This window comes from Halorubrum distributum JCM 10118 (assembly GCF_000337335.1).
Classification (GTDB): Archaea; Halobacteriota; Halobacteria; order Halobacteriales; family Haloferacaceae; genus Halorubrum; species Halorubrum distributum.
In genome coordinates this window covers 1-26,707 of the sequence record NZ_AOJN01000048.1, presented here as the reverse complement: position 1 = coordinate 26,707, position 26,707 = coordinate 1, and the positions used below count along the sequence as shown (strand labels likewise).

General features: G+C 69.8%; 23 protein-coding genes, 1 other RNA gene and 1 pseudogene. 16 read left to right on the top strand and 9 right to left on the bottom strand.

The genetic code is table 11. The features are described 5' to 3' along the window. Positions 1-70: 70 nt before the first annotated feature. On the top strand, positions 71-367 hold the full coding sequence (locus C466_RS08245) for a hypothetical protein (RefSeq protein ID WP_004596408.1): 297 nt from the start codon (positions 71-73) through the stop codon (positions 365-367). A gap of 12 nt (positions 368-379) precedes the next feature. Here C466_RS08245 and C466_RS08240 read toward each other — a convergent pair whose 3' ends face one another. Genes C466_RS08240 through C466_RS08230 form a run of 3 tightly spaced genes read right to left on the bottom strand, consistent with a single transcriptional unit; the run spans position 380 to position 2,826 of the window. Continuing rightward, positions 380-610 (bottom strand): H/ACA ribonucleoprotein complex subunit GAR1, encoded by a 231-nt coding sequence (locus tag C466_RS08240; protein ID WP_004596409.1) that lies wholly within the window; start codon positions 608-610, stop codon positions 380-382. Positions 611-612: 2 nt separating this feature from the next. Then, entirely contained in the window at positions 613-891 is a 279-nt protein-coding gene (gene srp19, locus C466_RS08235; protein WP_004596410.1) for a signal recognition particle subunit SRP19, read from the bottom strand. 60 nt (positions 892-951) lie between these two features. Next, positions 952-2,826 carry a PAS domain S-box protein gene (locus C466_RS08230; RefSeq protein WP_004596411.1) on the bottom strand — a complete coding sequence of 625 codons (1,875 nt, stop codon included), beginning with the start codon at positions 2,824-2,826 and terminating at the stop codon, positions 952-954. 255 nt (positions 2,827-3,081) lie between these two features. On the opposite strand from C466_RS08230, the gene alaS reads away from it, so the two are divergent. From alaS to citZ, 5 genes are all read left to right on the top strand, one after another. Continuing rightward, complete coding sequence (gene alaS / locus C466_RS08225) at positions 3,082-5,862, top strand: alanine--tRNA ligase (protein ID WP_004596412.1); 2,781 nt, start codon at positions 3,082-3,084, stop codon at positions 5,860-5,862. A 21-nt stretch (positions 5,863-5,883) separates the two neighbouring features. Next, positions 5,884-6,687: an alpha/beta fold hydrolase gene (locus C466_RS08220; RefSeq protein WP_004596413.1), complete on the top strand. Its 804-nt coding sequence runs from the start codon at positions 5,884-5,886 to the stop codon at positions 6,685-6,687. Positions 6,688-6,805: 118 nt separating this feature from the next. Beyond that, a complete protein-coding gene (locus C466_RS08215) occupies positions 6,806-7,522 on the top strand; it encodes a type 1 glutamine amidotransferase (RefSeq protein WP_004596414.1) in 717 nt (238 codons plus the stop codon). A gap of 76 nt (positions 7,523-7,598) precedes the next feature. Continuing rightward, entirely contained in the window at positions 7,599-9,488 is a 1,890-nt protein-coding gene (locus C466_RS08210) for a PINc/VapC family ATPase (protein WP_004596415.1), read from the top strand. 179 nt (positions 9,489-9,667) lie between these two features. After that, positions 9,668-10,810, top strand: coding sequence for a citrate synthase (gene citZ, locus C466_RS08205; protein WP_004596416.1), 1,143 nt, complete (start codon positions 9,668-9,670; stop codon positions 10,808-10,810). A 55-nt stretch (positions 10,811-10,865) separates the two neighbouring features. On the opposite strand, the pseudogene C466_RS17585 reads toward citZ, so the two are convergent. The 4 genes and pseudogenes from C466_RS17585 to C466_RS08185 all read right to left on the bottom strand — a co-directional run. Further along, a pseudogene (locus C466_RS17585) lies at positions 10,866-11,140 on the bottom strand (hypothetical protein); the annotation flags it as partial. Positions 11,141-11,207: 67 nt separating this feature from the next. Further along, positions 11,208-12,443, bottom strand: a complete 1,236-nt coding sequence (locus tag C466_RS08195; protein WP_004596418.1) for a digeranylgeranylglycerophospholipid reductase — start codon at positions 12,441-12,443, stop codon at positions 11,208-11,210. Between the two features lie 128 nt (positions 12,444-12,571). Beyond that, positions 12,572-13,435 (bottom strand): 2-oxoacid:ferredoxin oxidoreductase subunit beta, encoded by an 864-nt coding sequence (locus C466_RS08190; RefSeq protein WP_004596419.1) that lies wholly within the window; start codon positions 13,433-13,435, stop codon positions 12,572-12,574. 3 nt (positions 13,436-13,438) lie between these two features. Continuing rightward, positions 13,439-15,196: a 2-oxoacid:acceptor oxidoreductase subunit alpha gene (locus C466_RS08185; RefSeq protein WP_004596420.1), complete on the bottom strand. Its 1,758-nt coding sequence runs from the start codon at positions 15,194-15,196 to the stop codon at positions 13,439-13,441. 435 nt (positions 15,197-15,631) lie between these two features. On the opposite strand from C466_RS08185, the gene C466_RS08180 reads away from it, so the two are divergent. Continuing rightward, entirely contained in the window at positions 15,632-16,276 is a 645-nt protein-coding gene (locus tag C466_RS08180) for an FAD-dependent oxidoreductase (RefSeq protein WP_004596421.1), read from the top strand. Positions 16,277-16,361: 85 nt separating this feature from the next. Next, the gene (locus tag C466_RS08175) at positions 16,362-17,387 is read left to right on the top strand and encodes an aldo/keto reductase (RefSeq protein WP_004596422.1); all 1,026 of its coding nucleotides are present in this window, start codon (positions 16,362-16,364) and stop codon (positions 17,385-17,387) included. A gap of 28 nt (positions 17,388-17,415) precedes the next feature. On the opposite strand, the gene C466_RS08170 is transcribed toward C466_RS08175, so the two are convergent. Then, positions 17,416-17,874 carry a hypothetical protein gene (locus C466_RS08170; RefSeq protein WP_004596423.1) on the bottom strand — a complete coding sequence of 153 codons (459 nt, stop codon included), beginning with the start codon at positions 17,872-17,874 and terminating at the stop codon, positions 17,416-17,418. Between the two features lie 126 nt (positions 17,875-18,000). Between C466_RS08170 and C466_RS08165 the strand changes: the two genes are divergently transcribed. Together C466_RS08165 and ffs are read left to right on the top strand one after the other, a co-directional pair. Further along, complete coding sequence (locus C466_RS08165) at positions 18,001-18,414, top strand: DUF7548 family protein (RefSeq protein ID WP_004596424.1); 414 nt, start codon at positions 18,001-18,003, stop codon at positions 18,412-18,414. 48 nt (positions 18,415-18,462) lie between these two features. After that, positions 18,463-18,774: signal recognition particle sRNA (gene ffs / locus C466_RS16070), an RNA gene on the top strand. Between the two features lie 489 nt (positions 18,775-19,263). On the opposite strand, the gene C466_RS08160 is transcribed toward ffs, so the two are convergent. After that, positions 19,264-19,848: a GNAT family N-acetyltransferase gene (locus C466_RS08160; protein ID WP_004596425.1), complete on the bottom strand. Its 585-nt coding sequence runs from the start codon at positions 19,846-19,848 to the stop codon at positions 19,264-19,266. A 138-nt stretch (positions 19,849-19,986) separates the two neighbouring features. Between C466_RS08160 and ligA the strand changes: the two genes are divergently transcribed. From ligA to C466_RS16060, 6 genes are all read left to right on the top strand, one after another. Then, positions 19,987-21,840, top strand: coding sequence for an ATP-dependent DNA ligase LigA (gene ligA, locus C466_RS08155; RefSeq protein ID WP_004596426.1), 1,854 nt, complete (start codon positions 19,987-19,989; stop codon positions 21,838-21,840). 48 nt (positions 21,841-21,888) lie between these two features. Beyond that, positions 21,889-22,776, top strand: coding sequence for a hypothetical protein (locus C466_RS08150; RefSeq protein ID WP_004596427.1), 888 nt, complete (start codon positions 21,889-21,891; stop codon positions 22,774-22,776). A gap of 35 nt (positions 22,777-22,811) precedes the next feature. Then, complete coding sequence (locus tag C466_RS08145; RefSeq protein ID WP_004596428.1) at positions 22,812-23,546, top strand: MBL fold metallo-hydrolase; 735 nt, start codon at positions 22,812-22,814, stop codon at positions 23,544-23,546. A gap of 114 nt (positions 23,547-23,660) precedes the next feature. Further along, positions 23,661-25,274, top strand: a complete 1,614-nt coding sequence (locus C466_RS08140) for a hypothetical protein (RefSeq protein WP_004596429.1) — start codon at positions 23,661-23,663, stop codon at positions 25,272-25,274. A 597-nt stretch (positions 25,275-25,871) separates the two neighbouring features. After that, positions 25,872-26,426, top strand: a complete 555-nt coding sequence (locus C466_RS17580; protein WP_394295020.1) for a CAP domain-containing protein — start codon at positions 25,872-25,874, stop codon at positions 26,424-26,426. A gap of 75 nt (positions 26,427-26,501) precedes the next feature. Then, positions 26,502-26,633, top strand: a complete 132-nt coding sequence (locus C466_RS16060) for an AN1-type zinc finger domain-containing protein (RefSeq protein WP_080505972.1) — start codon at positions 26,502-26,504, stop codon at positions 26,631-26,633. Positions 26,634-26,707 lie beyond the last annotated feature (74 nt).

The following is a 26,707-nucleotide window of genomic DNA, read 5'->3' as shown; positions in this document are numbered from 1 at the left end:
ACGGGGTTCGCTCGGCGAGCCGCGCGCCGCCGACCACAGATACTCGTACGTTCGGCTCCTCCGTGTACTCGTGTCTCGGACCCACACCTATCGGTGTCTGAGCTGTCTCGACGAGGTCGTCACGCGATCGTTCGACACGTCGCACCTCTCGCGGACCTGCCCGAACTGCGGCTCGTTCGAGCGGTTCGCCAACCAGTCGGTCGTCGACCGGTTCGAGTCGTTGGAGGCGTCGCCGCCGGCCGAACTCGACTGGGAGCGGCTGGAGCGACGGGAGAAGCTGGTCGTCGCCGAGCGGCTCGCGCGCACGGAGAGGACGCTCGACGACTTCGACGTGACCGACGCCACCGACGCGGTCGCGGCGGAGTGACCGAGGAGAGCGTTACCGCGCGTACAGCTTGCCGCCGACGAGGTCGGCGAGTCCGACGCCGTCGCCGGGCGTGACGGCCACGTACGGCTGGTCGACCGGCCCGAACACGTCGACGACGCGCCCGACCGTCGAGAGCGACTCGTCGACGACGCTCGCGCCGATCCGGGGGGGCTCGGCGTCGGGGTCGCCGCGGGCGATCGCGAGCCCCCCGGCGGTCCGGACGACGGTGCCGACGCGCCGCACGGTTACTCCCGGAGCACGCCGAGGTACGCGGCGATCGCCTGAACGAGGTCGTTCTTCGCGGTGTCCTCTGTGCCCTTGACCACGACGGATCCGCGGGGTTCGAACTCCCGGGAGTACGTCGCGTCGCGCTCGACGACCGCGTCGTAGCCGACCTGCTGGACGGCCTTCGCGATCTCGTCGACGGTCGGCGCTTCGACCGCCAGGTCCGTCGGGACGCGGCGGCCCTCCGAGCGCGACAGCTCTGCGTCGAAGTAGGCGGGGTAGACGACGTTCTCGACCATACCTGATACCTTCGCGCGCGGCGTAAGGTCGTTTCGGACCGGCGCGCGTCCGACGGCCGCTCAGCCGGTTCGGAACTCGAAGCGGGCCCCGCCGTCCGCGCCGGCGAGCGCGTGGGCGGTCCACCCGTGCGCCTCGGCGATGCGCTCGCTGATGGCGAGCCCGAGCCCCGTGCCCGACTCCTCGGTGGTGAACCCGCTGTCGAACACTCGGTCCGCGTCGTCGGGGAGTCCGGTCCCGTCGTCTTCGACGTAGAACCCCGGGACTTCCTCGCCGTCGTCGTCGCGGAGCGTCCCCGCCCCGACGCGGACCGAGAGCGGGTCCTCGGGGGAGTCGCGGCCGTGTTCGGCGCTGTTGCGGAAGACGTTCTCGAGGAGTTCGCGCAGCCGCGTCCGGTTCGCTTCCAGCGTTCCGTCGGCCTCGACGGTCAGCGTCGCCCCGCCCGTGTCGACGCTGCTCCACGCCTCGCGCGCGACCGTCGCCAGCGAGACGGGGTCCGTCTCGCCCACCGACCGCCCTTCCCTGGCCAGCGACAGAAGATCCTCGACCAGCTCGTCCATCCGGTCGATGGCGTCGGCCGCCCTGTCGAGGTGGTCGGTGTCGCCCGTCTCGCGCGCGAGGTCGACGTATCCCTCCGCGACCGACAGCGGGTTCCGGAGGTCGTGGGAGACGATGGAGGCGAACTCGTCGAGCCGCTCGTTCTGCCGCCGGAGCGTCTCCTCGCGCTCGCGTCGGTCGGTGACGTCGGTGTAGATGGCGTAGCCCGCCGCGTTCGCGGCGTCGAGGTGGATCGGGATGACGTGAAGGATAAAGTGACGCGGCCCGTCGGCGGTAATCCGCGTCACCTCCCTGCGGACGTTCTCGCCGCGCTGGAGCTGCTCGTTGAGGTCGTTGGCCTCCGATTCGGCGTCCGGAGGGACGATGTAGTCGTCGACGGACTCGCCGATGACCGCCTCCGGCTCGTACCCGAACGTCGCCTCGAACGCGTCGTTCACCTGGCGGACGATCGGGTCGCCGTCGACGTAGTCGTAGGCGATGGCGGGGTCGGGAACGTTCGTGAACAGCGCGAGCAGCCGGTCCCGTTCGGCCCTGAGCGTCTCGGTGACGTCGATCCGATCGAGGGTCTCCTCGAGATGGGATGCGAGCAGCTCCGCCAACCGGCGGTCGGCGTCGTCGAACTCGGCGCCGCTGCCGGTGTCGTCGCTCGCGAGCTGGAAGACGACGTCGTCGCCCACGGGAACGGTGAGCACCGTGTCGAACCGGCTCTCCGGGTTCGGGTTCGGCGCGATCGAGGCGTCGCCGGTCTGAACGGCCCTGCCGGCCACGCCGCTCCCGACGCGGACCCGGTTACAGTCCTCGACGGGCGTCCCGCTGGAGGCGACCACGGGTTCGACCCACTCGCCGTCGCGGACCGCAACCACTCCCTGGTATCCGGGAAACACCTGCTCGGCGACCGCGATGGTCGCCCGGTACGCCTCGTCGACCGACCTGACGGCGGCGAGCTCGGTCATCCCGGCGTTGAGCTGTTCGATCCGAGAGGGGGTCCGCGTCGGCGCCGACCGCGCGACGGAGCGCCGGTCCCGTGCGAGCAGCCACGACGCCGTCTCTGAAAGCGCCTCGCGCGACCCGGCGACCGCGTCCACGAGCGGGTCGGTCGCGACGCGGCCCGTCGGGTCGTCGACGTACGCGACCACGGCGCCGACGCGGTCGACCGGCCGGACCCGTTCGAGCCCCGCCTCGTCGACGACGACCGTCACGTCGGCCCCGGCGAGGCGGTCGTCGTCGACGCCGTCAGGGGCGGCGGCGAACGTCTCGACCGCACCGCCGTCGTCGGAGTCGCGGCGCTCGGCGCCGAGGTGGGACCCGAGCTCCTCGGCGAGTTCGGGGTCGTCGTTGAGCACGAGGACCGACGCGTGCTCGCCCAACGCGGAGGTCACAATTGTACGTGATAGGCGCCGCGGAGCGTATAAATCCTCGTACCGGTCGGCGAAGCCCGGTGCCGTCGTCCGGTTCCGATCGATCGCGACGTTCGTCGTGTGCCGCGTTCCTGTTTCCCAGGTCCCCCGGCGACCGGTCGCCGTCGCTCCGCCCGAGAATCCCCGTCGAGCCCGTCTCGCGGTGGCGAGCGGCGCCGTCGCGGGCGACGAGCGACCCCGGAACCCTTTTGGAGCAACACGGGCCACGTTCGTGTAATGAGCGATCTCGAAGCGGAGTACCGTCTCGACTACTTCGAGGAGGAGGGGTTCGAGCGCAAGGAGTGCACCTCCTGTGGCGCGCACTTCTGGACCCGCGACGCGGACCGAGAGCTGTGCGGCGAGCCGCCCTGCGAGGACTACAGCTTCATCGACGACCCCGGGTTCCCGGAGGCCCGCTCGCTGTCGGAGATGCGCGAGGCGTTCCTCTCCTTCTTCGAGGAGCACGGCCACGAGCGGATCGACCCGTACCCGGTCGCCGCGAACCGCTGGCGCGACGACGTCCTCCTGACGCAGGCGTCCATCTACGACTTCCAGCCGCTCGTCACGTCCGGGCAGACGCCGCCGCCCGCGAACCCGCTGACCATCTCACAGCCCTGTATTCGGATGCAGGACATCGACAACGTCGGCAAGACGGGTCGCCACACGATGGCGTTCGAGATGATGGCCCACCACGCGTTCAACACGCGCGAGGAGGTCGAGGAGGACGAGTACGCCTACCACGGCGAGGTGTACTGGAAAGACGAGACGGTCCGGTACTGCGACGAGCTGTTCGAGAGCCTCGGGGCGGACCTCGAGGAGATAACCTACATCGAGGACCCGTGGGTCGGCGGCGGCAACGCCGGCCCGGCCATCGAGGTCATTTATAAAGGCGCCGAGCTGGCGACGCTCGTCTTCATGTGTATGGAGCAGGACCCGGACGGCGACTACGAGATGAAGGACGGGAACACGTACTCGTTCATGGACACGTACATCGTCGACACCGGGTACGGGCTCGAACGGTGGACGTGGATGAGCCAGGGGACCGCGACGGTGTACGAGGCCGTCTACCCCGACGCGATCGACTTCCTGAAGGACAACGCCGGGATCGAACACACCGAGGCGGAACGCGAGATCGTCCACCGCGCCGCGAAGCTCTCCGGGCGGCTCGACATCGACGACGTCGACGACGTGGAGGCCGCCCGCGGCGAGATCGCCGACCGGCTCGACGTCGACGTCGACCGGCTGCGCGAGCTGGTCGAACCCTTGGAGTCTATCTACGCGATCGCCGACCACTCGCGGACGCTCGCGTACATGTTCGGCGACGAGATCGTCCCGTCGAACGTCGGCACGGGCTACCTCGCCCGGATGGTGTTACGGCGGATGAAGCGGCTCGTCGACGAGGTCGGCGTCGACGCCCCCCTCGACGAGCTCGTCGACATGCAGGCCGATCGGCTCGGCTACGAGAACCGCGACACGATCCGCGAGATCGTCCGCAGCGAGGAGCGGAAGTACGAGCGGACGCTGGAGCGGGGCGCCCGCAAGGTCGAACAGCTCGCCGACGAGTACGCCGGCACCGGCGAACCGATCCCGACCGAAGAGCTGCTGGAGCTGTACGACTCCCACGGGATCCAGCCCGATATGGTCGCCGACATCGCCGACGACCGCGGCGCGAGCGTCGACGTGCCCGACGACTTCTACGCGCTCGTCGCCGACCGCCACGAGGAGGGCGACGCCGCGGCGGCGGCCGACGAGCGCGACGAGCGGCTCGCCGACCTCCCCGAGACGGAGAAGCTGTTCTACGACGACCAGGGGCGCACGGAGTTCGAGGCGGTCGTCCTCGACGTGGTCGACGCCGAGGAGGGGTACGACGTCGTGTTGGACCAGACCATGTTCTACCCCGAAGGCGGCGGCCAACCGGCCGACAGGGGCCAGCTCACGGTCGGCGAGACCACCGTCGACGTCACCGACGTTCAGGAGGCAGACGGCGTCGTCCTCCACCGCACGGACGCGGACCCCGGGAAAGGCGAGTTCGTCCGCGGGCAGGTCGACGGCGACCGCCGCGAGCGGCTCCGCGCGCACCACACCGCGACCCACCTGATCGGTCACGCCGCCCGCGAGGTCCTCGGCGACCACGTCCGGCAGGCGGGTGCCCAGAAGGGGACCGACTCCGCGCGGCTCGACGTGCGCCACTTCGAGCGCATCACCCGCGAGGACGTGAAGACGATCGAGCGCGTCGCCAACGAGTTGGTCCGCGACGACGTGCCGGTGCGCCAGGAGTGGCCCGACCGCAACGAGGCGGAGGCGGAACACGGCTTCGACCTGTATCAGGGCGGCGTCCCGCCGGGAACGAACGTCCGGCTGATCCACGTCGGCGACGCCGACGTCCAGGCCTGCGCGGGCACCCACGTCGACCGGACCGGCGAGATCGGCGCCGTGAAGGTGCTGAAGACGGAGCCGGTTCAGGACGGGGTCGAGCGGATCGTCTTCGCCGCGGGCGCCGCGGCGGTCGAGTCGACCCAGCGCACCGAGGACGCGTTATACGACGCCGCCGACGTGTTGGACGTCGACCCGCTCGACGTGCCCGAGACGGCGGAGCGCTTCTTCGAGGAGTGGAAGGCGCGGGGCAAGGAGATCGAGTCGCTCAAGGAGGAGCTCGCGACCGCGCGCGCCTCCGGCGGCGCCGACGCGGAAGAGGTCGAGGTCGCCGGAACCGCCGCGGTGATCCAGCGGCTCGACGGGGACGCCGACGAGCTCCGCGCGACCGCGAACGCACACGTCGACGACGGGAAGGTCGCCGTGATCGGCAGCGGCACCGACGGCTCCGCGAGCTTCGTCGTCGGCGTCCCCGACGGCGTCGACGTGAACGCCGGGCAGGTCGTCTCGGAGCTCGCCGGGCGCGTCGGCGGCGGCGGCGGCGGCCCGCCGGACTTCGCGCAGGGAGGCGGCCCGGACGCGGACGCGCTCGACGACGCGCTCGCGGCGGCGCCGGACGTCCTTCGCAGCCTCCAGGAGGCATAGTCTCTTCCCCGCGAGTTCGAGATGCCCTACGCGACCAACGCCGGCACCGAGATCCGGTACGAGGTGGACGCCCCCGACGCGGGCGACCCCGACGAGGCGGTCGTCTTCTGCGGCGACGTCGGGCTCGGCGCCTGGCAGTTCGGCTGGCAGCACGCCGCGCTTGCGGGGCCGCACACGGTGATCACGCCCGAGACGCGCGGCGTCGGCCGGTCGGACGCCCCGCCCGGTCCCTACCGGATCGAGTCGCTCGCCGCCGACCTCGACGCGGTCTGCGCGGCCGAGGGGATCCGGAACGCCCACCTCGTCGGCTACGGCCTCGGCGGGATGGTCGCCCTCACCGCCGCGCGGACCGCCTCCCGGCCGGCGAGCGTCGCCGTGGTGGGAACGCCCCCCGCGGGCGACGCGTTCAACCCCGACGGCGTCTGGGCCGACCCGACCGACCCGGCCGCGGTCGAGGGGTCGCTCTCCGGGCTGCTCTCGCCCGACTTCCGCGAGGCGCATCCGGACGCGCTCTCGCGGATCGCGGAGTGGCGCCTCGCGGAGGACGCCGACCGCGAGGCGTACGAGGCGCACCGCGCCGCGGTCGAGGGGTTCGACCTGACCGACGGGCTGTTCGAGGTCACCACGCCGACCCTCGTCGTCCACGGGAGCGACGACACGGTCTGTCCGGTCACGGCCGGCGAGACGCTCGCCGAGGGGCTCCCGCGCGGCGAGTTCCACGCGGTCGAGGGCGCCCGGCACCTCGTCGGCGTCGAGGCGTCGGCGGCGGTCAACGACCTGCTCTCGGGCTGGCTCGCCGAGCACGCGGCCGACCGGTTCGAGTAGCGCCGGCGTACCCCGGTGGGCGGACGCCGCGGTTCGAGCGGCGCCCACGCGTCCGCGTCGGCGGCCGGCACGTCCGACGCCGCAACCGTTTTGTGACTCTCGCGTCTCCGTTCGGTCGATGACTCGCCTCCGGTTCGCACTCTTGAACGCCGCCCACGACGGCGCGAACACCCGTCGGAACTTCCGCCGGGAGCTCGACGCCGACCTCGTCGAGTTCGACGCGGTCGACGGCGACCTCCCCGACCACACCGAGTTCGACGGCGTCGTGGTGACGGGGTCTCGCTCCTCTGTCTACTGGGACGAGGCGTGGATCCCGCCGCTCGTCGACTACGTCGCCGAGGCCGCCGACGCCGGCGTTCCGGTCCTCGGCGTCTGTTACGGCCACCAGGTGCTCGCTGAGGCGCTCGGCGGCCGCGTCGCGGGGATGGACGGGTTCGAGATCGGCTACAACGAGATCCGCCGCGTCCGCGACGACCCGCTGTTCGAGGGGATCGGCGAGTCGTTCACCGCCTTCACGACCCACGGCGACGCGGTCGTCGAGCTCCCGCCGTCGGCGACGCTGCTCGCCGAGAACGACCGCGGCGTCCACGCGTTCCGCGACGGCCACTGCTGGGGCGTCCAGTTCCACCCCGAGTACGACGCCGAGACCGCCCGCGAGGTGACGGACGGCAAGCGAGACCAGATCGGCGACGCCCGCGTGGACGGCGTCCTCGAATCGATCACCCCGGAGGCGTACGACGCCGCCTGCGAGGCGAAGGCGCTGTTCGAGAACTTCACCGCCTACGCCGAGCGGCTGGCGGCCGAGCGGGCGGAGCGGGCGGCCGCGGACGACTGAGCGGTTTCTCTCGCAGTAGACGACCAGAGCGCCCCCGGTCGAACACCCTTATACGGTTCCCGGACCGAACTTCGGTATGAACGTAGTACCGGACACGAGCGCGGTCGTCGACGGCCGCGTGTCCGAACGCGTCGCGGACGGGACCTACGAGTCGGTCACCGTGTTCGTCCCCGAGGCGGTCGTGGGCGAGCTGGAGTCGCAGGCGAACGACGGGCTCGAATCGGGCTGGGACGGGCTGAGCGAGCTGAAGCGGCTCGCGGACTACGCCGACGACGGGGAAATCGAGCTGCGGTACGTCGGCGAGCGCGCCAGCGGCGACGCCCGCTCGAACGCCCACGAGGGCGACGTGGACGCGCTGATCCGCGACCTGGCCGCCGACCACGACGCGACGCTCCTGTCGAGCGACGTGGTCCAGGCAGAGGTCGCCCGCGCGAAGGGGCTGGACGTCGAGTACGTCGAGCCCGTCGCCCGCGGCGTCGTCGACGACCTTCCGATTCAGCAGTTCTTCACCGAGGAGACGATGTCCGTCCACCTCAAGACGGGGACCGTCCCGAAGGCGAAGCGCGGGACGCTGGGCGAGATGCGGTACGTCGAGATCGACGACGAGCCGACCGAAGAGGGCCAGATGCGCGAGTGGGCCAACTCGATCGTCGACCTGGCCCGCCAGTCGAGCGACGGGTTCATCGAGCTCTCCGACGACGGGATGGACATCGTCCAGTTCCGCGACTACCGGATCGCGGTCGCGCGGCCGCCCTTCGCGGACGGGATCGAGATCACCGCGGTCAGACCGATCGCGAAGACGACCCTCGACGACTACGAGTTCGCCGACGAGCTGCGCGACCGGTTCACGGAGCGGAAGCGCGGCGTGCTCATCTCTGGGTCGCCCGGCGCCGGGAAGTCGACGTTCGCGCAGGCGGTCGCGGAGTTCTTAAACGACAGCGACTACGCCGTGAAGACGATGGAGAAGCCGCGCGACCTCCAGGTCGGTCCGGAGATCACCCAGTACGGCGCGCTCGGCGGCGAGATGGAGAACACCGCCGACTCCCTCCTCCTCGTCCGGCCGGACTACACCATCTACGACGAGGTCCGGAAGACGAACGACTTCGAGGTGTTCTCTGACATGCGGATGGCGGGCGTCGGCATGGTCGGCGTCGTCCACGCCTCCCGCGCGATCGACGCGCTCCAGCGGCTTGTCGGCCGCGTCGAGCTCGGGATGATCCCCCAGATCGTCGACACCGTCGTCTACATCGAGGCCGGCGAGGTCCACACGGTCTACGACGTGACGACGGAGGTGAAGGTGCCGGCGGGGCTCACCGCCGAGGACCTCGCCCGCCCGGTCATCCAGGTGTCGAACTTCGAGACCGGTCGGCCGGAGTACGAGATCTACACGTTCAACCGGCAGGTCGTCACCGTCCCGCTCGACGAGGACGGCGGCGAGGCGGAGGGAGACTCCGGCGTCGGCCGCATCGCCAAAAAGGAGATCGAACGCGAGATCAAGTCGGTCGCGCACGGCCGCGTCGACGTGACGCTCAACGGCGACGACGAGGCGGTCGTCTACGTCACCGAGGGCGACATCGGCACAGTGATCGGGAAGGGCGGCGGCCGCATCGCCGACATCGAAAGCCGCCTCGGGATCGACATCGACGTCCGCACGCACGACGAGAAGCCCGGCGGGTCGGGAGGCGGCTCCGCCGGCGGTGCCGCGGGGAACGGCCGCGGCGACGGACAGGTCGGTGCCGAGCGTGGGACGGTCGTCGCGCCGGAGATCACCTCGCGGCACGTCGTCATCGACGTCGACGACGGCGTCGGCGAGACGGTCGAGGTGCGCGCCGACGGCGAGTACCTCTTCACCGCTACGGTCGGTCGCGGCGGCGAAGTCCAGGTCTCTCGCGGCTCCGCCATCGCCGAGGAGCTGGAGGACGCGATCGACCGGAACCGGACGGTGACGGTCGTCCCGGCGCGCTGAGGCGGGAGGCGCCCGGCGGCGGCGCGCCGAGCCCACGGCCGTCCGGTCCGCCCGCGACCGGACGCGGACGTTTCCGAACCCTGTCACGTCGTCGTCCGACGCGGTGGCGTACCACGATCGACGTATCGTATTCCTCCTGAAAGATAACGCTTTTTTGCCGTTGGTCGGAACGACGTGGTATGGCCGATGAGTTAAAACGCGGGCTCGAGGGCGTCCTCGTCGCGGAGTCGGATCTGAGCTACGTCGACGGCGAGGTCGGGAAGCTCGTGTATCGCGGGTACGACATCGAGGACCTCGCGCGGGGTGCGAGCTACGAGGAGGTGCTGTACCTGCTGTGGCACGGTTCCCTGCCCACTGCCGCGGAGCTCGACTCGTTCGCCGCCGACCTCGCGGCGGAGCGCGAGGTGAACGACGACGTCATCGAGACGGTCCGCGCGCTCGCGGACGCCGACGAGCGGCCGATGGCCGCGCTCCGGACCGCGACGTCGATGCTGTCCGCGTACGATCCCGACGGCGAGAGCGACGACGGCGAGTCAGCCCTCCGCCAGGGCCGACGGATCACGGCGAAAATCCCGACGGTCCTCGCCGCGTTCGAGCGCGTCCGGCAGGGCGAAGAGCCGGTCGCCCCCGACCCGGACCTGTCGCACGCCGGGAACTTCCTCTACATGCTAACCGGGACCGAGCCGGACGCCGTGAGCGAGGAGACGTTCGACATGGCGCTCACGCTCCACGCCGACCACGGGCTCAACGCCTCCACGTTCACCGCGATGGTGATCGGTTCGACGATGGCCGACGTCTACTCCGGCGTCACGGGCGGTATCGGCGCGCTCTCGGGGCCGCTCCACGGCGGCGCCAATCAGGACGTGATGGAGGTGCTCCACGAGATCGACGCCTCCTCGAAGGACCCGGTCCAGTGGGTGAAAGACGTCCGCGCTGACGGCGGACGAATCCCCGGGTTCGGCCACCGCGTCTACAAGGTGAAAGACCCCCGCGCGAAGATCCTCGAAGAGAAGCTCCGCGACCTCTCGGAGTCGTCCGGCGACACGAAGTGGCTCGACTACACCACCGCGATCGAGGAGTATCTCACCGACCAAGGGCTCGTCGAGAAGGGGATCGCCCCGAACGTCGACTTCTACTCCGGCTCCGTCTACGACTCGCTCGGCATCCCGGTCGACATGTACACGCCCATCTTCGCGATGAGCCGCGTCGGCGGGTGGATCGCCCACGTCGCCGAGTACCAAGAAGACAACCGCCTCATCCGCCCGCGCGCCCGGTACACCGGTCCCGAGGACGCCGAGTTCATCCCCCTCGACGAGCGGTAGCGGACGTCGCGTCCCTCGACGCGTTCCGCTTTCCCTCCCGTCCTCGTCTCCTTCCTCACTCGAACGCGGCGACCGCCGTCAGGTCCTCGCCGGGCACCAGTGTGTGGATGTCGGTGCCATCGTAGGTGTAGACGGGTTCGAAGCTCGCCATGTGGCGCATCGGCGAGTAGTCGGCCGTAATCCCGTAGCGCGCCTGCGAGACACCACAGCGGGGCCCCTTCATACCGCTCACGCCGGGGAGGACGTTCCCCCCGGGAACGAGACGTTCCGGAGGCTGATCTCGCCGGCGATCGACGCCCGCAGCGAGAGGATCGTTCGTGCGCGTCGCGTCGGCGAAGGCGGTTCCCTCGACGTCGCCGCGACCGGAATCTGCGCCCGGCGTTGTCCGTCCCCCCTCTCAGGCCCCGAACCACTCGCTGGCGAACTTCGCGAGCAGCGGGGCGTCGTCGAGGTGGAGAAGCTTCGCCATCGCGCTCTTGTCGCCCTGGTTCGCCTTTTCGAGGGTGTTGTCGTCGGTTCGACGGAGGTCGCGCATGAACCGGTCGTACCGCTCGTTGGGCGCGAGGTACAACAGCCGCGTGAGCATCAGCCGCGCCTTCATCCGCGGGGCCACGTCCCGGTGCCAGAGCCGCTCGTACACCTCGAGGCTCTCCGCGTCGAGGCGACGCTTCGAGTCGGTGAGACACCGGTCGACGGTGGCGGCCGCGGCGCGGGCCGACTTCATCCCCTTGTGGATCCCCTCGCCCCACAGCGGGTCGATGGAGGGAACCGTGTCGCCGATCGCGAGGAAGCGGTCGGTGTGCATCTCGTCGGGCATCTGGATGTGCGCGGAGCCGCGGTGGACCTTCCCGTCGATCTTCTCGGCGTCGGCGAAGCGGGGGTCGCGGCTCACCCAGTCGTCGAGGTAGCCGTCGACGGTCTTCCCCGCCTCGGCGAACTCGCGGTGGCGGTCGTTCTGGATGTAACAGATCCCCACCTTGGCGGTGTCCTCGCCGGTCGCGAAGATCCACGAGTAGCCGCCGGGCGCGATGTCGTGGTCCAAGCGCAGCATCATCGCGCGCCGGAGGTCCGCGTACTCGGGGTGGTTCATCTCGACGCCCTCCATCTCGTACTCGATCCCGATCGCCTGGTTCTCGCGTTCGAGGTCGACGACGTCGAGCGCGCTCGCGAGCGGCGCGGCCGGGCCGGTCGCGTCGATCACGACGTCGGCGTACACCTCCTCGTCGCCGTTGTACCGGACACCCTCGATGACGCCGTCGTCGTCGAGGATCGGCCGCGAGACGCGCGCGTCGAAGCGGTACTCCGCGCCGTTGTCGCGGCCGTCCTCGACGAGGAACCGCTTGAACTCCGCGAACTCCAACACCGCCCCGGGCTGGTAGCTCTCGTAGTACTCGTTGGGCGACTCCAACACGACGTCGTCGGTGTACGACATCACGACGTCGTCGGGGATGCCGAACGAGGACATCATCGACGGGAAGGTGCCCGCCGTCGACTTGTTGCTCTGTCGCGGGAACTCGTCTTCAGACTCCGTCTCCAAGACGACGACGTCGTAGTCGCGCGTCGCCAGGTCGCGGGCGCACTGGGCGCCCGCCGGCCCCGCACCGGCGACAGCGACGTCGTAGCGATCAACCATACACGGGAGTTACGGACCCTCCTAATTAGGCTTGCTGAAACTTGCCGAAAAATCCGCTCGAACCCGCCCGTTCGGCCGGTTTTGCCCGTCGAGAGAGGTCGGAATCCCCCCGGCCACGTCCGGCGGTCTCAGTAGAACTCGCGGACGAGGTCGGTCGCGCCCTCGGGGGCGCCGTCCGGGATGACGGACATGTCCTCGTCGACGCCGTGCTGCTCGTGGTACGGCACCGACGACTCGTCTTTGTAGATGACGCCCTGGTGTTCCTTCTCGTTGTCGAGGATGACGTCCTTCGCGTCCTCGCGGGAGGTCGGGTCGTGGTCCGCCTCCTTCAGGTCGACGAGCGAGTCGCGGAAGTAGTCGTACGTGTCGACGTCGTTGAAGGTGACGCAGGGGGAGTAGACGTTGACGAAGCCGAACCCGTCGTGCTCGATGGCCTCTTGGATGATCTCCTGATGGCGGAGCGCGTCCGAGGAGAACGACTGCGCGATGAACGTCGCTCCCGAGGCGAGCGCCAGCGCGTGCGGGTTCACCGGGGGCTGTTTCGGGCCCTCGGGGCTCGTCGAGGTCTCGAAGTCCTCGCGGGAGGTCGGGGAGGCCTGCCCCTTCGTCAGCCCGTAGATGCGGTTGTCCATCACGACGTACGTCATGTCGACGTTGCGCCGGACGGCGTGGACGAAGTGGCCCGCGCCGATGGAGTAGCCGTCGCCGTCGCCGCCGGCGACCATCACTTCGATGTCGGGCCGCGCCATCTTGACGCCGGTCCCGACGGGGAGCGCGCGCCCGTGAACGCCGTGGAGCGCGTAGCTGTGCATGTACGTGCCGATCTTCCCGGAGCAGCCGATACCGGCGACGACGAAGGTGTTGTCGGGGTCGTTCCCCGTCTCCGCGAGCGCCTTCATCATCCCGTTCATCGTCCCGAAGTCGCCGCATCCCGGGCACCACGTCGGCTGCTTGTCGGACTTGAAGTCGGTGAATCGAATGTCTGAGCTCATTGGTTACGCCTCCGCCCCCGCTTCGAGGGTCGACTTGATCTCCGCTGCGAGTTCGTCGGCCTTGTACCGCACGCCGTTGTACTTGTTCACGCGATCGACCCGTTCGAGCACGTCGTGCTCGACGAGGTCCGCGAACTGCCCCTGCTCGTTACACTCGACGACGACCGTCGTCTCGGCCGCCTCGACGTCCGCCGAGAGGTCCGGTCGCGGGAAGATGTACGGGACCGAGAGGACCCGCACGTCCTGTCCCTCGTCGTCGAGGATGTCGACCGCCTCGGCGAGCGCGCCCTCGTTCGACCCCCACGTGATGACGAGGTCGTCGGCGTCCTCGTCGCCGAACTCGCGCGGGCTCCAGTCCTCGCGCTCGCGGGCCGTCTCCACCTTCCGGTTGCGCTTGTCGACCTGCGCGACGCGCATCTCCGTGTCCTCCGTCCGGCGGCCCTGCTCGTCGTGTTCGAGGCCGGTGGACATGTGCGCGCCGTCGGCCGTCCCGGGGAACGCGCGGGGCGAGATCCCGTCGTCGGTGATCTCGTGGGGCTGGAAGCCGCCCGACTCGCTCATGTGGTCGTCGATCGTCGCCTCGTCGACGACGTTGCCGCGGTCGACCTCCACCTCGTCCATGTCGAAGGTCTCCGGGGAGAACGTCTGCTCCGTGACCGCCATCGAGAGGTCGGCGGTGAGGTAGACCGGGAGCTGGTACTTCTCGGCGAGGTTGAACGCCTCGACCGTCTTCCAGAAGCACTCGTCGATGGTGGTCGGCGCGAGGACGAAGCGCGGCACCTCGCCGTGGCCGCCGTACAGCATCTGATTTAAGTCGCCCTGCTCCTGTTTCGTCGGCATCCCCGTCGAGGGGCCCGAGCGCATCACGTTACAGATGACGAGCGGCGTCTCCGAGGTGGCGATGAGCCCGAACGTCTCGGTCATCAGGTCGATCCCCGGCCCGGAGGTCGCCGTCATCGCGCGGGCGCCGCCGCGGGCCGCGCCGAGCGCCATGTTGATCGCGGAGAGCTCGTCCTCCGCCTGGACGACGTGGCCGCCGTACCGCTCGATGCGGCCGGTGAGGTACGTCATCACGTCGGTCGCGGGCGTGATCGGGTAGCCGGCGTAGAAGCGGCAGCCGGCCGCGATGGCGCCCATGCCGATCGCCTCGTCGCCGTTGAGGAGGACGTAGTCCTCGTCGGTGGTCTCGAGGTCGTAGTCGAACTCGTGGTCGTACTCGTCGGCGACGTACGACTGACCGGCGCGCGCGGCCTCCTTGTTGTTGTCGACGAGCTTCTGCCCCTTGTCCTTGAACCGCTTCTCGAGGGCGGAGTCGAGGTTCTCGATGGGGAACTCGGCGACCTCGCAGGCGGCGCCGAGCGCGACGACGTTCCGCATGATGGCCCCCCCGGCCTCCTCGGCCAGGCTCTTGAGCGGCACGTCGAGCCCGATCATCCCCTCCGGGATCTCGACGTCCTGCATCGTGGTCCGCTCGCCGTCGTAGATGATCACCGACCCCTCGTGGAGCTCGTCGAGGTTCTCCTCGATCGTCCGGGGAGTCAACGCGATGAGCACGTCGAGTCGGTCAACGACGCTCTGTACCTTGTCGACGGAGGTCCGCACCTTGTAGGCGGTGTACCCGCCTCGGATCCGCGATGCGAAGTCCTTCGACGTGAACACGTGTCGACCCGCGCGGGAAAGCGCCTGTGCGAAGATCTTCCCCGTCGAGTCGATGCCGTCGCCGGCCTCTCCGCCGACAGCCCAGTTGAAATCCGCGGCCATGTGCTATGGGCAAGGTTCCGGCGGACTCATCAAAAGGCTTCTGGAAGGAGCCACCGAAGCGTTTCTGGACGAACGTATTCGCTCTCGCGAATATTGTCGCCTCTGGGTGCTGTATCAGACCGTAATAGGAGTATAATTGAACATACATCCACCAGATTCATCACGATCGACCCCTCGCGTCGGACCCGTTTTCGACGATCATCGAATATTCTCGGCCGGGAACGGCCCTCCAAGACGCGTCGGCGAGGGCGGGCGTGTGACGAGGGTGCGTGCGTCTCCGAGAGCGCGCCTCGGCGAGAGTCGAGCGTGTGACGACGGGGCGCGCATCGACCAGAGCGTGCGTTCAGAGTCGGGGCGCGCCGCGGGACCGGTTTCGACACGGGCAGGACCGACGCCGACGGGAAGGGGTTTGTGTCTCCCCCGCCGATCCGACGTATGGACACGACAGCGACGGTCGAGGCGGTCGAGGCGGTCGGCCCCGACACGTACGCCCTCCGCTTCCGCGCGCCCGACGGGTTCGCGGCCGAACCCGGACAGTTCGTGAAGCTCGGCACCGAGATCGACGGCGAGTCGGTCGCGCGCTTCTACACCCTCTCGTCGCCCCGCGTCGGCGAGACGTTCGAGGTCACGGTCGGCATCGACCCCGACGAGGGCGGCGACTTCTCGGCGTTCCTCTCGGACGCCGAGGCCGGGACCGAGATGACCCTCTCCGGCCCGTTCGGCGACCAGCACTACGACGGCGAGCCCCGTGCGGTCGTGATCGCGGGCGGTCCCGGGGTCGGCCCCGCGGTCGCCATCGCGGAGCGCGCGCTCGACGAGGGCGCCGAGGCCGCGGTCGTCTACCGCGACGGCGACGTCGCCCACGCCGACCGGATCGATTCCCTTCGCGAGCGCGGCGCCGCCGTCCGACTGCTCGACGCGGACGAGCCCCTCACTGACGCCGTCACTGAGGTCCTCACCGGCGCGGACGGCGAGACCGTGTTCGTCTACGGGTTCGCCGAGCTCGTCGCCGACGCCGAGACCGCCGTGGAGGCGGCCGGCGGCGACGCGGACGCCGCGAAGGTCGAGAACTTCGGATAGGCGCGCTCCCCGAGAGTCCCGCTCTCCCGCCGGCCTCGCCCGCCGGTGCCGCCACGCTTTACGTACTCCCCCGAGAGGTGTGGATATGGACTACCGGCGACTGGGAAACACGGGGCTCAGCGTCTCGGAGCTCTGCTTCGGGACGTGGCGGTTCGGGCGCGAGACGAACGGCGTCGTGGAGACGGGCCGCGAGGAGTCGCACGAGCTGCTCGACGCGGCCGCGGACCGCGGGATCAACTTCATCGACACGGCCAACGTGTACGGGTCGCCGCACGGGACGAGCGAGGAGTACATCGGCGAGTGGCTCGCCGACCGCGACCGTGAGGACTACGTGATCGCCTCGAAGGTGTACTTCCCGTTCGACGGGCGCGGCGAGCCGGGGCCGAACGACTCTGGGCTCGGCCGGAAACACATCCACGCGCAGGTCGAGGGCACGCTCGACCGGCTCGACACGGACTACCTCGACGTCTACTACATCCACCGCTGGGACGAGGAGACGCCGATCGAGGAGACGATGCGCGCGCTCGACGAGCTCGTCGCCGAGGGGAAAGTGCACCACCTCGGCGCGTCGACGATGGCGGCCTGGCAGCTGACGAAGGCGCAGTGGACCGCCGACGTCAACGACTACGCGTCCTTCGACGTGGTCCAGCCGCTCCACCACGCTGGCTACTACGAGGACGTGAGCGAGTACCTCGACGTCTGTATCGACCAGGACCTGGCTGTCTGCCCGTACTCCCCGCTCGCGGGCGGGTTCCTCACCGGGAAGTACGAGCGCGCCGACCCGGACGACCCGGAGCAGGTGATCGCGCCGGACGGCTCGCGCGCGAGCTTCGACGACCGGTTCGAGCGCTTCTACCTCTCCGAGCGCGGGTGGAAGGTGCTCGACGCGGTCCGCGAGGTCGCCGGCGAGCTCAACGCGACGCCCGCGCAGGTCGCGCTCGCGTGGCTCACCGAGTGGGACGAGTTCACCTGCGTCCCCATCGTGGGCGCGCGCACGGTCGACCAGCTCGACGAGAACGTCGCGGCCGCCGACCTGGACCTCTCCGACGAGCAGTGGGACCGGATCATGGACGCGCGCTACGACCCGGACGGGAACCGCTGGGGCCACTGAGCCGTCGCCTTCCGTCCACAAGCGGCCGCTACTCGTCGAAGTCCGGCAGGTCGTCCGGCGCCTCGAAGTCGGCCTCCCAGTCGATGTACTCCTCCTTGAGCGTCTCGCAGACGATCTGTCCGAGTTCGGTCAGGCCGGCGTTGATCGCGGAGACGGTCCCCCACGAGTCGAGGTCCGGGTGGAGGTCGCGCTCCTTCCAGTCCTCGGGGAGCCCGGGCGCGTGGTAGCCGACGCGGTCGGCGAAGTCGTCCCAGAAGAAGTCGAACCGGGAGACGAGGCCCAGGTCGACCGCGATGGCCCAGTCGGACTCGTCCATGTCGGTGGCGTCGGCCCACTCCGAGAATGCGTCCTCCCACGCCCCCTCGCGGAGGAGCGCCTCCAGGTCGTCGCGGCGGTACTCGCCGCCGGCGACCTCGGCGTCCTCGTACTCGTTGGGGTCGACCGCGGCGAGTTCGGGGGGCTCCGGCGTCTCGACGTCGAGTGACATACGACGGGATGGGCGCCGACGGGGCAAAACCCTACGGGAACGGCTCGTTCTGACGCCGTCGTCTCACGTCCGGCGGGGCCGCGCCCGATCCGGTCCTTTTACCGCGCCGCCGTCCCGAGGGCGGGTATGGACCTCCGCGCCGTCTCGCGTCGCGTCGGGATCGCCGCCGCCGTCGTCACCGTCGTCGCGCTCGTCGCGCCGTACGCGGTCATCACGGGGCCGGAGTACGCGAGCCAGCTGGCGACCTACTACGCCTCCGGTGTCGTCGGCTGGACCGGGATCGCGCTGTTCGCGCTGCTCTCCGCGGTCGTCATCGCATCGGTCGAGCGGGGGAACGTCGACCCCGGGACGCTCGCGGGAACAGCGGTCGTCCTCGGCGTCGCGACGACCGCGAGCGCGGCGACGTGGGCGCTGGCGGTCGAGCCGAGCCCGGTGTTCCGCGACCACCTCTGGCTGGTGTGGCACGCGCGCGTCGTCGTCGCGCTCTCCGTCCCCGTGCCGCTCGCCGCCGGGGTGTACGCTCGGGAGTTGTTGACGTAGGGGCCGGCCGCCGAACGAAAGGCCCTTATGCCGCACCCGAATATCGTCGAACGGACTAGGTCGGGCGGTTAGGCCCCGCTCGCAACCCGTGAGGCAGTCTTTAGCGGGGACCGAACAGCGGGCACGTCCGGTCAGACCGGCGCGGGCCCCGAGAGCCAACGTGGAAGCCTCGTCCGCCGGGGACAGCGGTCCGCGGCGCCCGCTCGCAGGAGCGGTCCGTCGCGGTTCGTCGGCGACACTGGGTCAGGCGCGGAAGCGAGCAGCCCACCGCCGGACGCCCGTCGCTCGTCGGGTCGCGGGGTGGAGGAGGCAATCGGGATACCCCGTGCCGGAACGCCGGGCTACCCCGCCTGTCCGCCATTCATACCGGTTCTCGTTCGCTGAGTGGTGACGCTACGATGTTGTTGCCGCCGGCGTCAGCGTCGAAATTGCGAGCGTTTATTTATAAGTGGATGCTGCCTGCTCTGAGCTCTATTTATAAGTAACCGACACCGCCGCCGCGAACACCGCCGAAGCCCCAGCCGCCCGCTGATAAACACCTGCTGGCAGATCAGCGACGAACACCGCCGAAGCCCCAGCCGCGAGGACAGCGCACGCTCGCTGTGCTCCTCACTCGGTCGCTCACTCCGTTCGCTCCCTCGTTCCGGTGCTTACGTCGCCTGCGCTGTCCTCGCGGCTGCCCCTTCGAGTCCCGCCCCGCACCGCACGGCACCGCAGCCTCACGCCTCCCCAGCCTCGCCGCTCGCTTCGCTCGCGGCGTCCCTCGCGCGTGCTCCTCGCGGCCGCCCCCGGCGGCCGCTCGCAGGCACGCGCCGACCGCAACCGCGGAAAACAGGGGGTTGTCGCGACTCAGCGACCGGTGTCGTACTTGTAGGTCGCCGAGTCCGGGTCGATTCCGAAGTCCTCGGCGGACTCCTCCGGCTCGTCGTCGCCGGTCGGCTCGGCGTCTTTGAACGCCGTCCGGAGGCTGCTCGGCATCTCGAACGCGTCGACCGCGAGTTCGAGGCCGACGACCCCGCCGCCGAGGAACTCGCGCTTCTCGGTGAGGCGGTCCGAGAGCGCGGGCGGGAGGTCGTCGGTGTCGACGCGCTCGAAGCCGAACTGCGCGAGGTACTCGGGCTGGTCGGTGAGCACGTACACCGTCTCGAACCCGTCCGCGGCCGCGGTGTCGACGAGGCGCTCGACGACGTGCGCCCCGACTCCCCGGTGCCGCCACTCGGGGAGCACCCCGATCCCGGTGAGCTCGATCCGGTTCTCCTCGTCCCCGTCGCCGCGGTGGAGGCGGAGCCGGCCGAACCCCGCCCGGTCGCCCGACTCCTCGTCGACCGCGATCACGTAGTCCCGTGACCGGAAGGCGACGTCGTCGAGCCCGAGCTGCTCGATCGCGTCCAACAACCACGCCTCGTCACGGTTTTTGGCGTCGCGGACGTACATAGAGAGCCGTACGAGACCGGAGGTGAAAAGCGGTTCCCCGGCGACCCCTCCCGCGTTCCTCGACTGCGACGCCGGCTCGGACCGGCTCGCGCAGCCGAGGCGGGCCGCTTTTGACGGCCGCCCCCCGACCGGACGCGTATGGAGTTCGCCGCGCTGGCGGAACGGGCGGAACGGGTGGCCGCGAACGACGGCGACATCGAGACGACGCTCGCCGTCGCCGCTCTGCTCGCGGACGCCGGCGCCGCCGACGGCGGCGAGGACGACGGCACCGAGCGCGACGGTTCCACCGACGACCTCCCCGTCGTCGTCCGGTTCCTCCTCGGCCGCGTCTTCCCCGCCCACGACACCCGGACCCTCGACGTCGGCCCCGCACTGTGTCGCGAGGCCATCGCCCGCGCCGCGGGTCAGAACGTCTCCGCGGCGGACGTCGAGGACCGCCTCGCCGAGCGCGGCGAGATCGGCGCCGTCGCGGCCGACTACGACTTCGGCGGCCAGCGGGGGCTCGCCGCGTTCGGGAGCGGCCGCGACGCGCTCACGGTGGCCGCGCTCGACGAGGAACTGCGCGACCTCGCGGCCGAGAGCGGTGACGGGAGCGAGTCGCGCAAGCGGGACGCGCTGTTCGGGCTGTTCACGCGCTGCTCGCCGAGCGAGGCGGCGTTCCTCGCCCGGCTGGTCCTCGGCGAGATGCGGCTCGGCGTCGGCGAGGGGACCGTCCGGGACGCGATCGCGGAGGCGTTCCTCGCGCCGGACGAGACGCCCGACCCCGGCGACGACTCCGGCGGGGCGTCCGAGTCGGACGCCCCGGAGCTCGTTGCCTCCGAAGACGCCGTCGCGGCCGTCGAGCGCGCGCTCCAGGTGACCAACGACTACGGACGAGTCGCGGTCCGCGCCCGCGACGAGGGGATCGCGGGGCTCCGCGAGGAGTCCCTGCGCGTCGGCCGCCCGGTTCAGGCGATGCTGGCGCAGGCGGGCACCGCGACCGACGCGGTCGACGCCTTCGGCGAGGTCGCCGTGGAGACGAAGTTCGACGGGGCCCGCGTCCAGGTCCACTACGCGCCGGCCGACGCCGGGCCGGGAGGAACCGAAGCGCTCGGCCCGCGGCTCTACTCGCGAAACATGGACGACGTGACCGAAGCGCTCCCGGAGATCGTCGAGCACGTCGCCGAGCGCGTCGACGCCCCGGTCATCCTCGACGGCGAGGTCGTCGCGGTCGACGACGACGGCGACCCGCTCCCGTTCCAAGAGGTGCTGCGGCGGTTCCGTCGGAAGCACGACGTCGAGCGCATGCGCGAGGCCGTCTCCCTGCGGCTCCACGCCTTCGACTGCCTCCACGCCGACGGCGACGACCTGCTCGACGAGCCCCTCCGCGACCGCCACGACCGACTCCGGGAGGTCCTCCCGGACGCGGCCGCCGACCTTACGCTCGCCGACGACGCGGAGGCGATCGCGGCCGCGGAGCGGGCGGCGCTCGACGCGGGCCACGAGGGCGTCATGCTGAAGAACCCCGCGGCGGCGTACACGCCCGGCGACCGCGGGCGCGACTGGCTGAAGCGCAAGCCGGACGTGGAGACGCTCGACGCCGTCGTCGTCGGCGCCGAGTGGGGCGAGGGGCGCCGCGCCGAGCTGTTCGGGACGTTCTTGCTCGCGGTTCGCGCGGAGAACGAGGCGAACGGTCCCCCCGACCGCGACGTCGACGGCCCCGCGCCCGCGGGGTACGCCACGGTCGGGAAGGTGGCCACGGGGATCACCGACGAGGCGCTCGCGGACCTCACCGAGCGGCTGGAGCCGCACGTCGTCGACGAGACGGGGACGACGGTCGCGTTCGATCCCGAACTGGTGGTCGAGGTCGGCTACGAGGAGATCCAGACCTCGCCGACGTACTCGGCCGGCTACGCCCTCCGGTTCCCCCGTTTCGTCGGCGTCCGCGAGGACAAGGGCGTCGACGACGCCGACTCGCTCGCCCGCGTCCGTCGGCTCGCCGGCGACGACTGACGTGCCGCCACGCGAAGCCCCTTGACCCTCGGGCCCGTACGCCCGGACATGCCAGGTCCGCTCGGCGACGCCACGCGACGCGACCTCGCCGACGCGGCGGCCGCCCGACTCGCGGCCGACGGGTTCGAGGTCGAGCGCCCGGAGAGCGGCGCCGAGCCGCCGGCGGTCGCGGCCCGCGGCGACGACCGGGTCGCGGTGGAGCCGCTCGCCGCGGACGACGCGACGCCGACCGTGATCGTCTCGCGGCTGGGCCACGCGCTCGACCGCGACCGCCGGGTCCTGTTCGTCGCCCGCGACGCCGACACCGCGGCGGCCGTGCGCGACCTCCTCGCCGACCCGCCGCTGCTCGCCGAGCGGACCGACGGTCGACGAACCTTCCACCTCGGCCCGGACCGGATCCCCGTCTCCGGAGGCGGCTACGCCTGCGTCCGCGCCGAGGGGCCCGGCGCCCCGACGTTCGCGTGGCGCGAGACGGACACCCCAGTCGGCCCCGTCCCGGCCCATCCCGACGTCGACGCCGCCGCGGTCGACGACGACGGTCGGCCCGCGGTCCCGCGGCTCGTCTGCGAGGTCGACGGAGAGCCGGTCACCGTCCTCGCCGGCGTCGATAGCCTCCAGACCCCGCCGGACGAGGCGTTCCCGTTCGCGTACCGCCGCGATCCGGACGACAAGCGGTTCCGCGTCCGGCGAGGGGAGGACGGGGCCGTCGTCGAGACGGTCGGGGGGTTCGCCGCGCTGCGCGAGGCCGGGTACGTCCCGGTTCCGATGCCGCTCGTCCCAGAGCACGCGCTAGGGCGGTCGATCGACGACGAGACGCTCACGGCGGCGTGGGACCTGCTCGTGATCGGTGAGGGCGAATCGGTCGACGACGGCTCGGTCGACGACGGGACGATCGGCGACACGGCCCTCGACGCCGAGCGCGACCGCGACCGATAGCCACCCTCAAGACGCCCGCGGCCGCAGACGGTAACATGACGGTCCGCTACGAGGATTTCTCGGTGGAGTGGCTCGGCTACGCGACGGCGCGGCTGGAGACGGACGCGGGGCCGGTCGCCTACACCGACCCCGGCCGGTACGGCGTCCTCGACGACTACTGGGCGCGCGACGGCGACCTCGTCGTCGTCACGCACGACCACCACTACGAAAGCGACGGGATCCGCTCCGTCGCGAGCGAGGACGCGACGCTCGTGATCTACGAGGCGGTCGACCCCGCCGGCATCGACCGCGACGTGGAGCCGATCGACGCGCTCGCGGCCGACTACGACGTGGTCCGCGTCGGCGAGGAGGAGCGCGTCGACGTCGAGACGCCCGCCGGCGAGGTACGGGTGTGGTCGGTCCCGGCCCACAACGACCCCGAGGGACCGAACGCGGACGCCGACGGCTCGGTGGCGCATCCGCCCGGCTTCGGCTGCGGCTTCCTGTTGTCGCTCGGCGGCCGCACCGTCTTCTGGCCGGGCGACGCCGACGCGCTCGACGGGTTCGCGGAGCTCGACGTCTCCGTCTTCCTCGCGAACATCGGCGGGGGCGGCATCGTCGCCGACCGGCGCGAGACGGCCGACCTGGCCGAGGCGATGGCCCCCGACCTCGTCGTCCCGATCCACTACGACACCTTCGACCTGCTCGAAGCGGACGGCGAGGCGTTCGCCGGCGACGTCGCGAGCCGGTCGATCCCCGTCGCGCTCGACGCGCGCTCGGCGAACCAGTAGGGCGAGGACTCGGCGAGCCGGGGGAGAGAGCCCCTCGGAGACGTCGTGGGAACCCGCCCCGAACGCTCTCGCGGCCGGTGACCTTTTTAATCCGCCGCGTCCTTGCTCGGTCGCATGACCACCGAGTCCGCGCTCGCCGACGGGGTCCGGGAGGCGCTTTCGGTCGACGCCGAGGCGTTCGCCGAGCGCGCGGCCGAGGAGGCCGAGATCGTCAAACAGGAGCTGCGCGACGGCTCCTTCGACAACCACCAGTCGATCGTCGGCTTCGAGTACGAGTTCTACGCGGTCGGCGACGGGCGGTGGAGCGAGGAGTCGCGGGCGGGCGAGTACGCGCTGATGCGCGTCCCCCGCCGGATGCTGGAGCTGATGGGGTTCGAGAAGGAGTTGGGCCTCCACAACGCCGAGATGTGTACGAGCCCGCAGCCGCTCTCCGACCACGGGCTCCGCGCGCAGCTCGCCGAGGTCCGCGCGCGGTTGGAGGCCGCCGAGAACACCGCGGGCGTCGAGGGGATGCGCCTGGTCTCCGACGGACTCTGGACGATCCCGCCGGCGGGCGAGACCGCCCGCGAGTACCTCACCGACAGCGTCGAGGTCGACGGGGTAACCGTGGCGGTCAACATGAGCGACTCCGTCCGGTACCACGCGATGGCGAACGCGGCCGGCGGCGAGGGAGCCGACGGCGCGGAGCCGGACGGCGGGGACGGGACTCCGGCCGAGCCGGCCGGGGGCGCCGAGGTCGAGCTCTCCGCCCCGGGCGTGTCGCTGGCGGCGGACACGGTGATGCCCGAGAGCCTCATCACCTCGATCCAGCCGCACTACCAGGTCGCGCACGCCGAGACGCTGCCGCGGCACTTCCGGTACGCGCTCCGGATCGCCGGGCCGCTGCTGGCGCTCGGCGTCAACTCTCCCTTTTTCCCGCCGGACCTGTACGACGACGGCTGGGACGGCGAGCGGGTTCTCGCCGAGGGGGCGACCGAGAACCGCGTCCACGTGTTCGAGTCCGTCCTCAACGCGCGGACCGACGCGGACAAGGTGCGGTTCCCGCGCGACTTCCGCGACGTCGAGACCGCGGTCGACCGCGTCGCGGGCGACGAGACCCTGATCCCGATGCCAGACCCGGGCGGCAGCGACCGCTTCGACGACGACTTCGCGACCTTCCGGACGAAACACGGCAGCTACTGGCGGTGGGTCCGCCCCGTCTTCGAGGGGGCGAGCCGCTCGGCCGCCAACGCCCGGATCGAGTTCCGCCCGATCCCCGGCCAGCCCACGGTCCGCGACTCCATCGCGTTCCAGGCGGCGTTCGCGGGGCTGATGCAGGCGCTCGCCCAGCGGGAACACCCCGTCATCGGGCTCGACTGGGAGACCGCCCGCGACAACTTCTACGCCGCGGTCGCGGACGGGCTCGACGCCGACATGGAGTGGATCGGCCGCGACGGGGAGCGGACGACGGACGCGGACGCGCTGTACGACGACCTCCTCGACCACGCCGAGGCGGGGCTCCGGACCGCCGGCTGCGCCGACGACGAGGCCGCCAAGTGGGTGGCCCCGCTCCGCTGGCGCGTCGCGAACCGCACGACGCCGGCGAGCTGGAAGCGCGACCGCGTCCGCGCCCGCCTCGACGACGGCGACGACTTCGAGACCGCGGTCCACGACACCCAGCGCGAGTACATCCGCCAGCAGGCCGACACGCTCATCGACGGCGGCTTCTCGGCGTGGACGGACGACTAAATCAGCAGGTTGAGCCCTTTTTGTGATTGTTACGCGGTGGCGCGTGCCTGTGAGCGGTCGCCGCAGGCGACCGCGAACAGCACCGCGCGAGGGACGCCGCGAACGACGTGGGTGACCATCGGGAACCCACGAGTGAGCGGCAAGGCTGGGGAGGCGTGAGGCTGCGGTCGCAGTGCCGTGAGATTTGAATGGAGAGCCGCGAGTGTGGACTCGATTCATGAACGCATAATTTGGCAATAAAAATAACTAGTTGGTCAGTAAGAGATAGCTATGGACTGCGACCACTGCGGTCGCGACATCGACGGGATGCCGTATACCTGTAACAGGTGCGGCGAAACCCACTGTAGTGATCACCGGTTACCCGAGTACCACGAATGTGTTCACGTTCAGACCAGCGAGCGCTCGTGGGAAAACTACGCTTCAGCTCAAGCAGAAGAGAGATCATCTGGGTCAAGTAACTCCCTGTCGAGGGTGGCTGATGTTTTTTGGCTACTGATCTCAATTCCATATTGGATCGGCAGTAGTATAATCGGATTTCTCAAGTTCACACGAAAGTATCCAGCTACGGGACTGTGGAAGATCTCGAAGTTTGTAATCGTGGCCGCTGTACTCGTACTAATCGCAGGCCAGGCTGGTTTCGGTCCAATCGATTCTCCGCAGGAACAGGTCGTTTCTCCATTTTCCAGTACAGTATCAAACGTAACCGAATCCACTGAAATAAATGAAACACAGGTAGAACAGCTGGTCCGCGAAGAGGTGAATCAAAGACGATCAGAGCGTGGCCTCTCCCGACTATCGGGATCTGCCAGTCTCAACGAGCAATCTCGCCTACACAGTGATGATATGGCGGCACATGACGAACTGGCACATGATCTGCGGGGGTCAACTACCGACGAACGACTGTCAGAAGCATCCTGTCCTTCCGGCGGTGAAAATGTAGCTCAATCGTGGGTATTTGAAGATATAGAAACCGAGTCAGGTACGGAATACCTAGCTGACGAAGAGGAACTTGCGGACTCTCTGACGCGTCAGTGGATGAACTCTCCCGGTCATCGTGAGAACATGCTCAGAACGCAGTGGTCAGAAACAGGAGTCGGGATCACAGTTACTGATGAAAATAAAGTGTACGCTACACAGATGTTCTGCGCGTGAATTAGATTATCAAAATCTTCTGTAATCGCCGCGTCTTCCCAGAACAGATAACTTGTTTCTAATCAAAGAGGTCGTATGGACTGCGACCACTGCGGTCGCGATGTAGATCAGCTCCCATACACCTGTAAAGGGTGTAACCAGCAGTTTTGTGTGGATCACCGGTTGCCCGAAGAGCACGACTGTATACAATTAAACGCTCTTCTGTAGGAGATTGTTGATACTGCTGAGCTGCTGCTGTCGAGTCGAAGAGGACAAGGACACCGCGTCAGCGGTGTCCGACA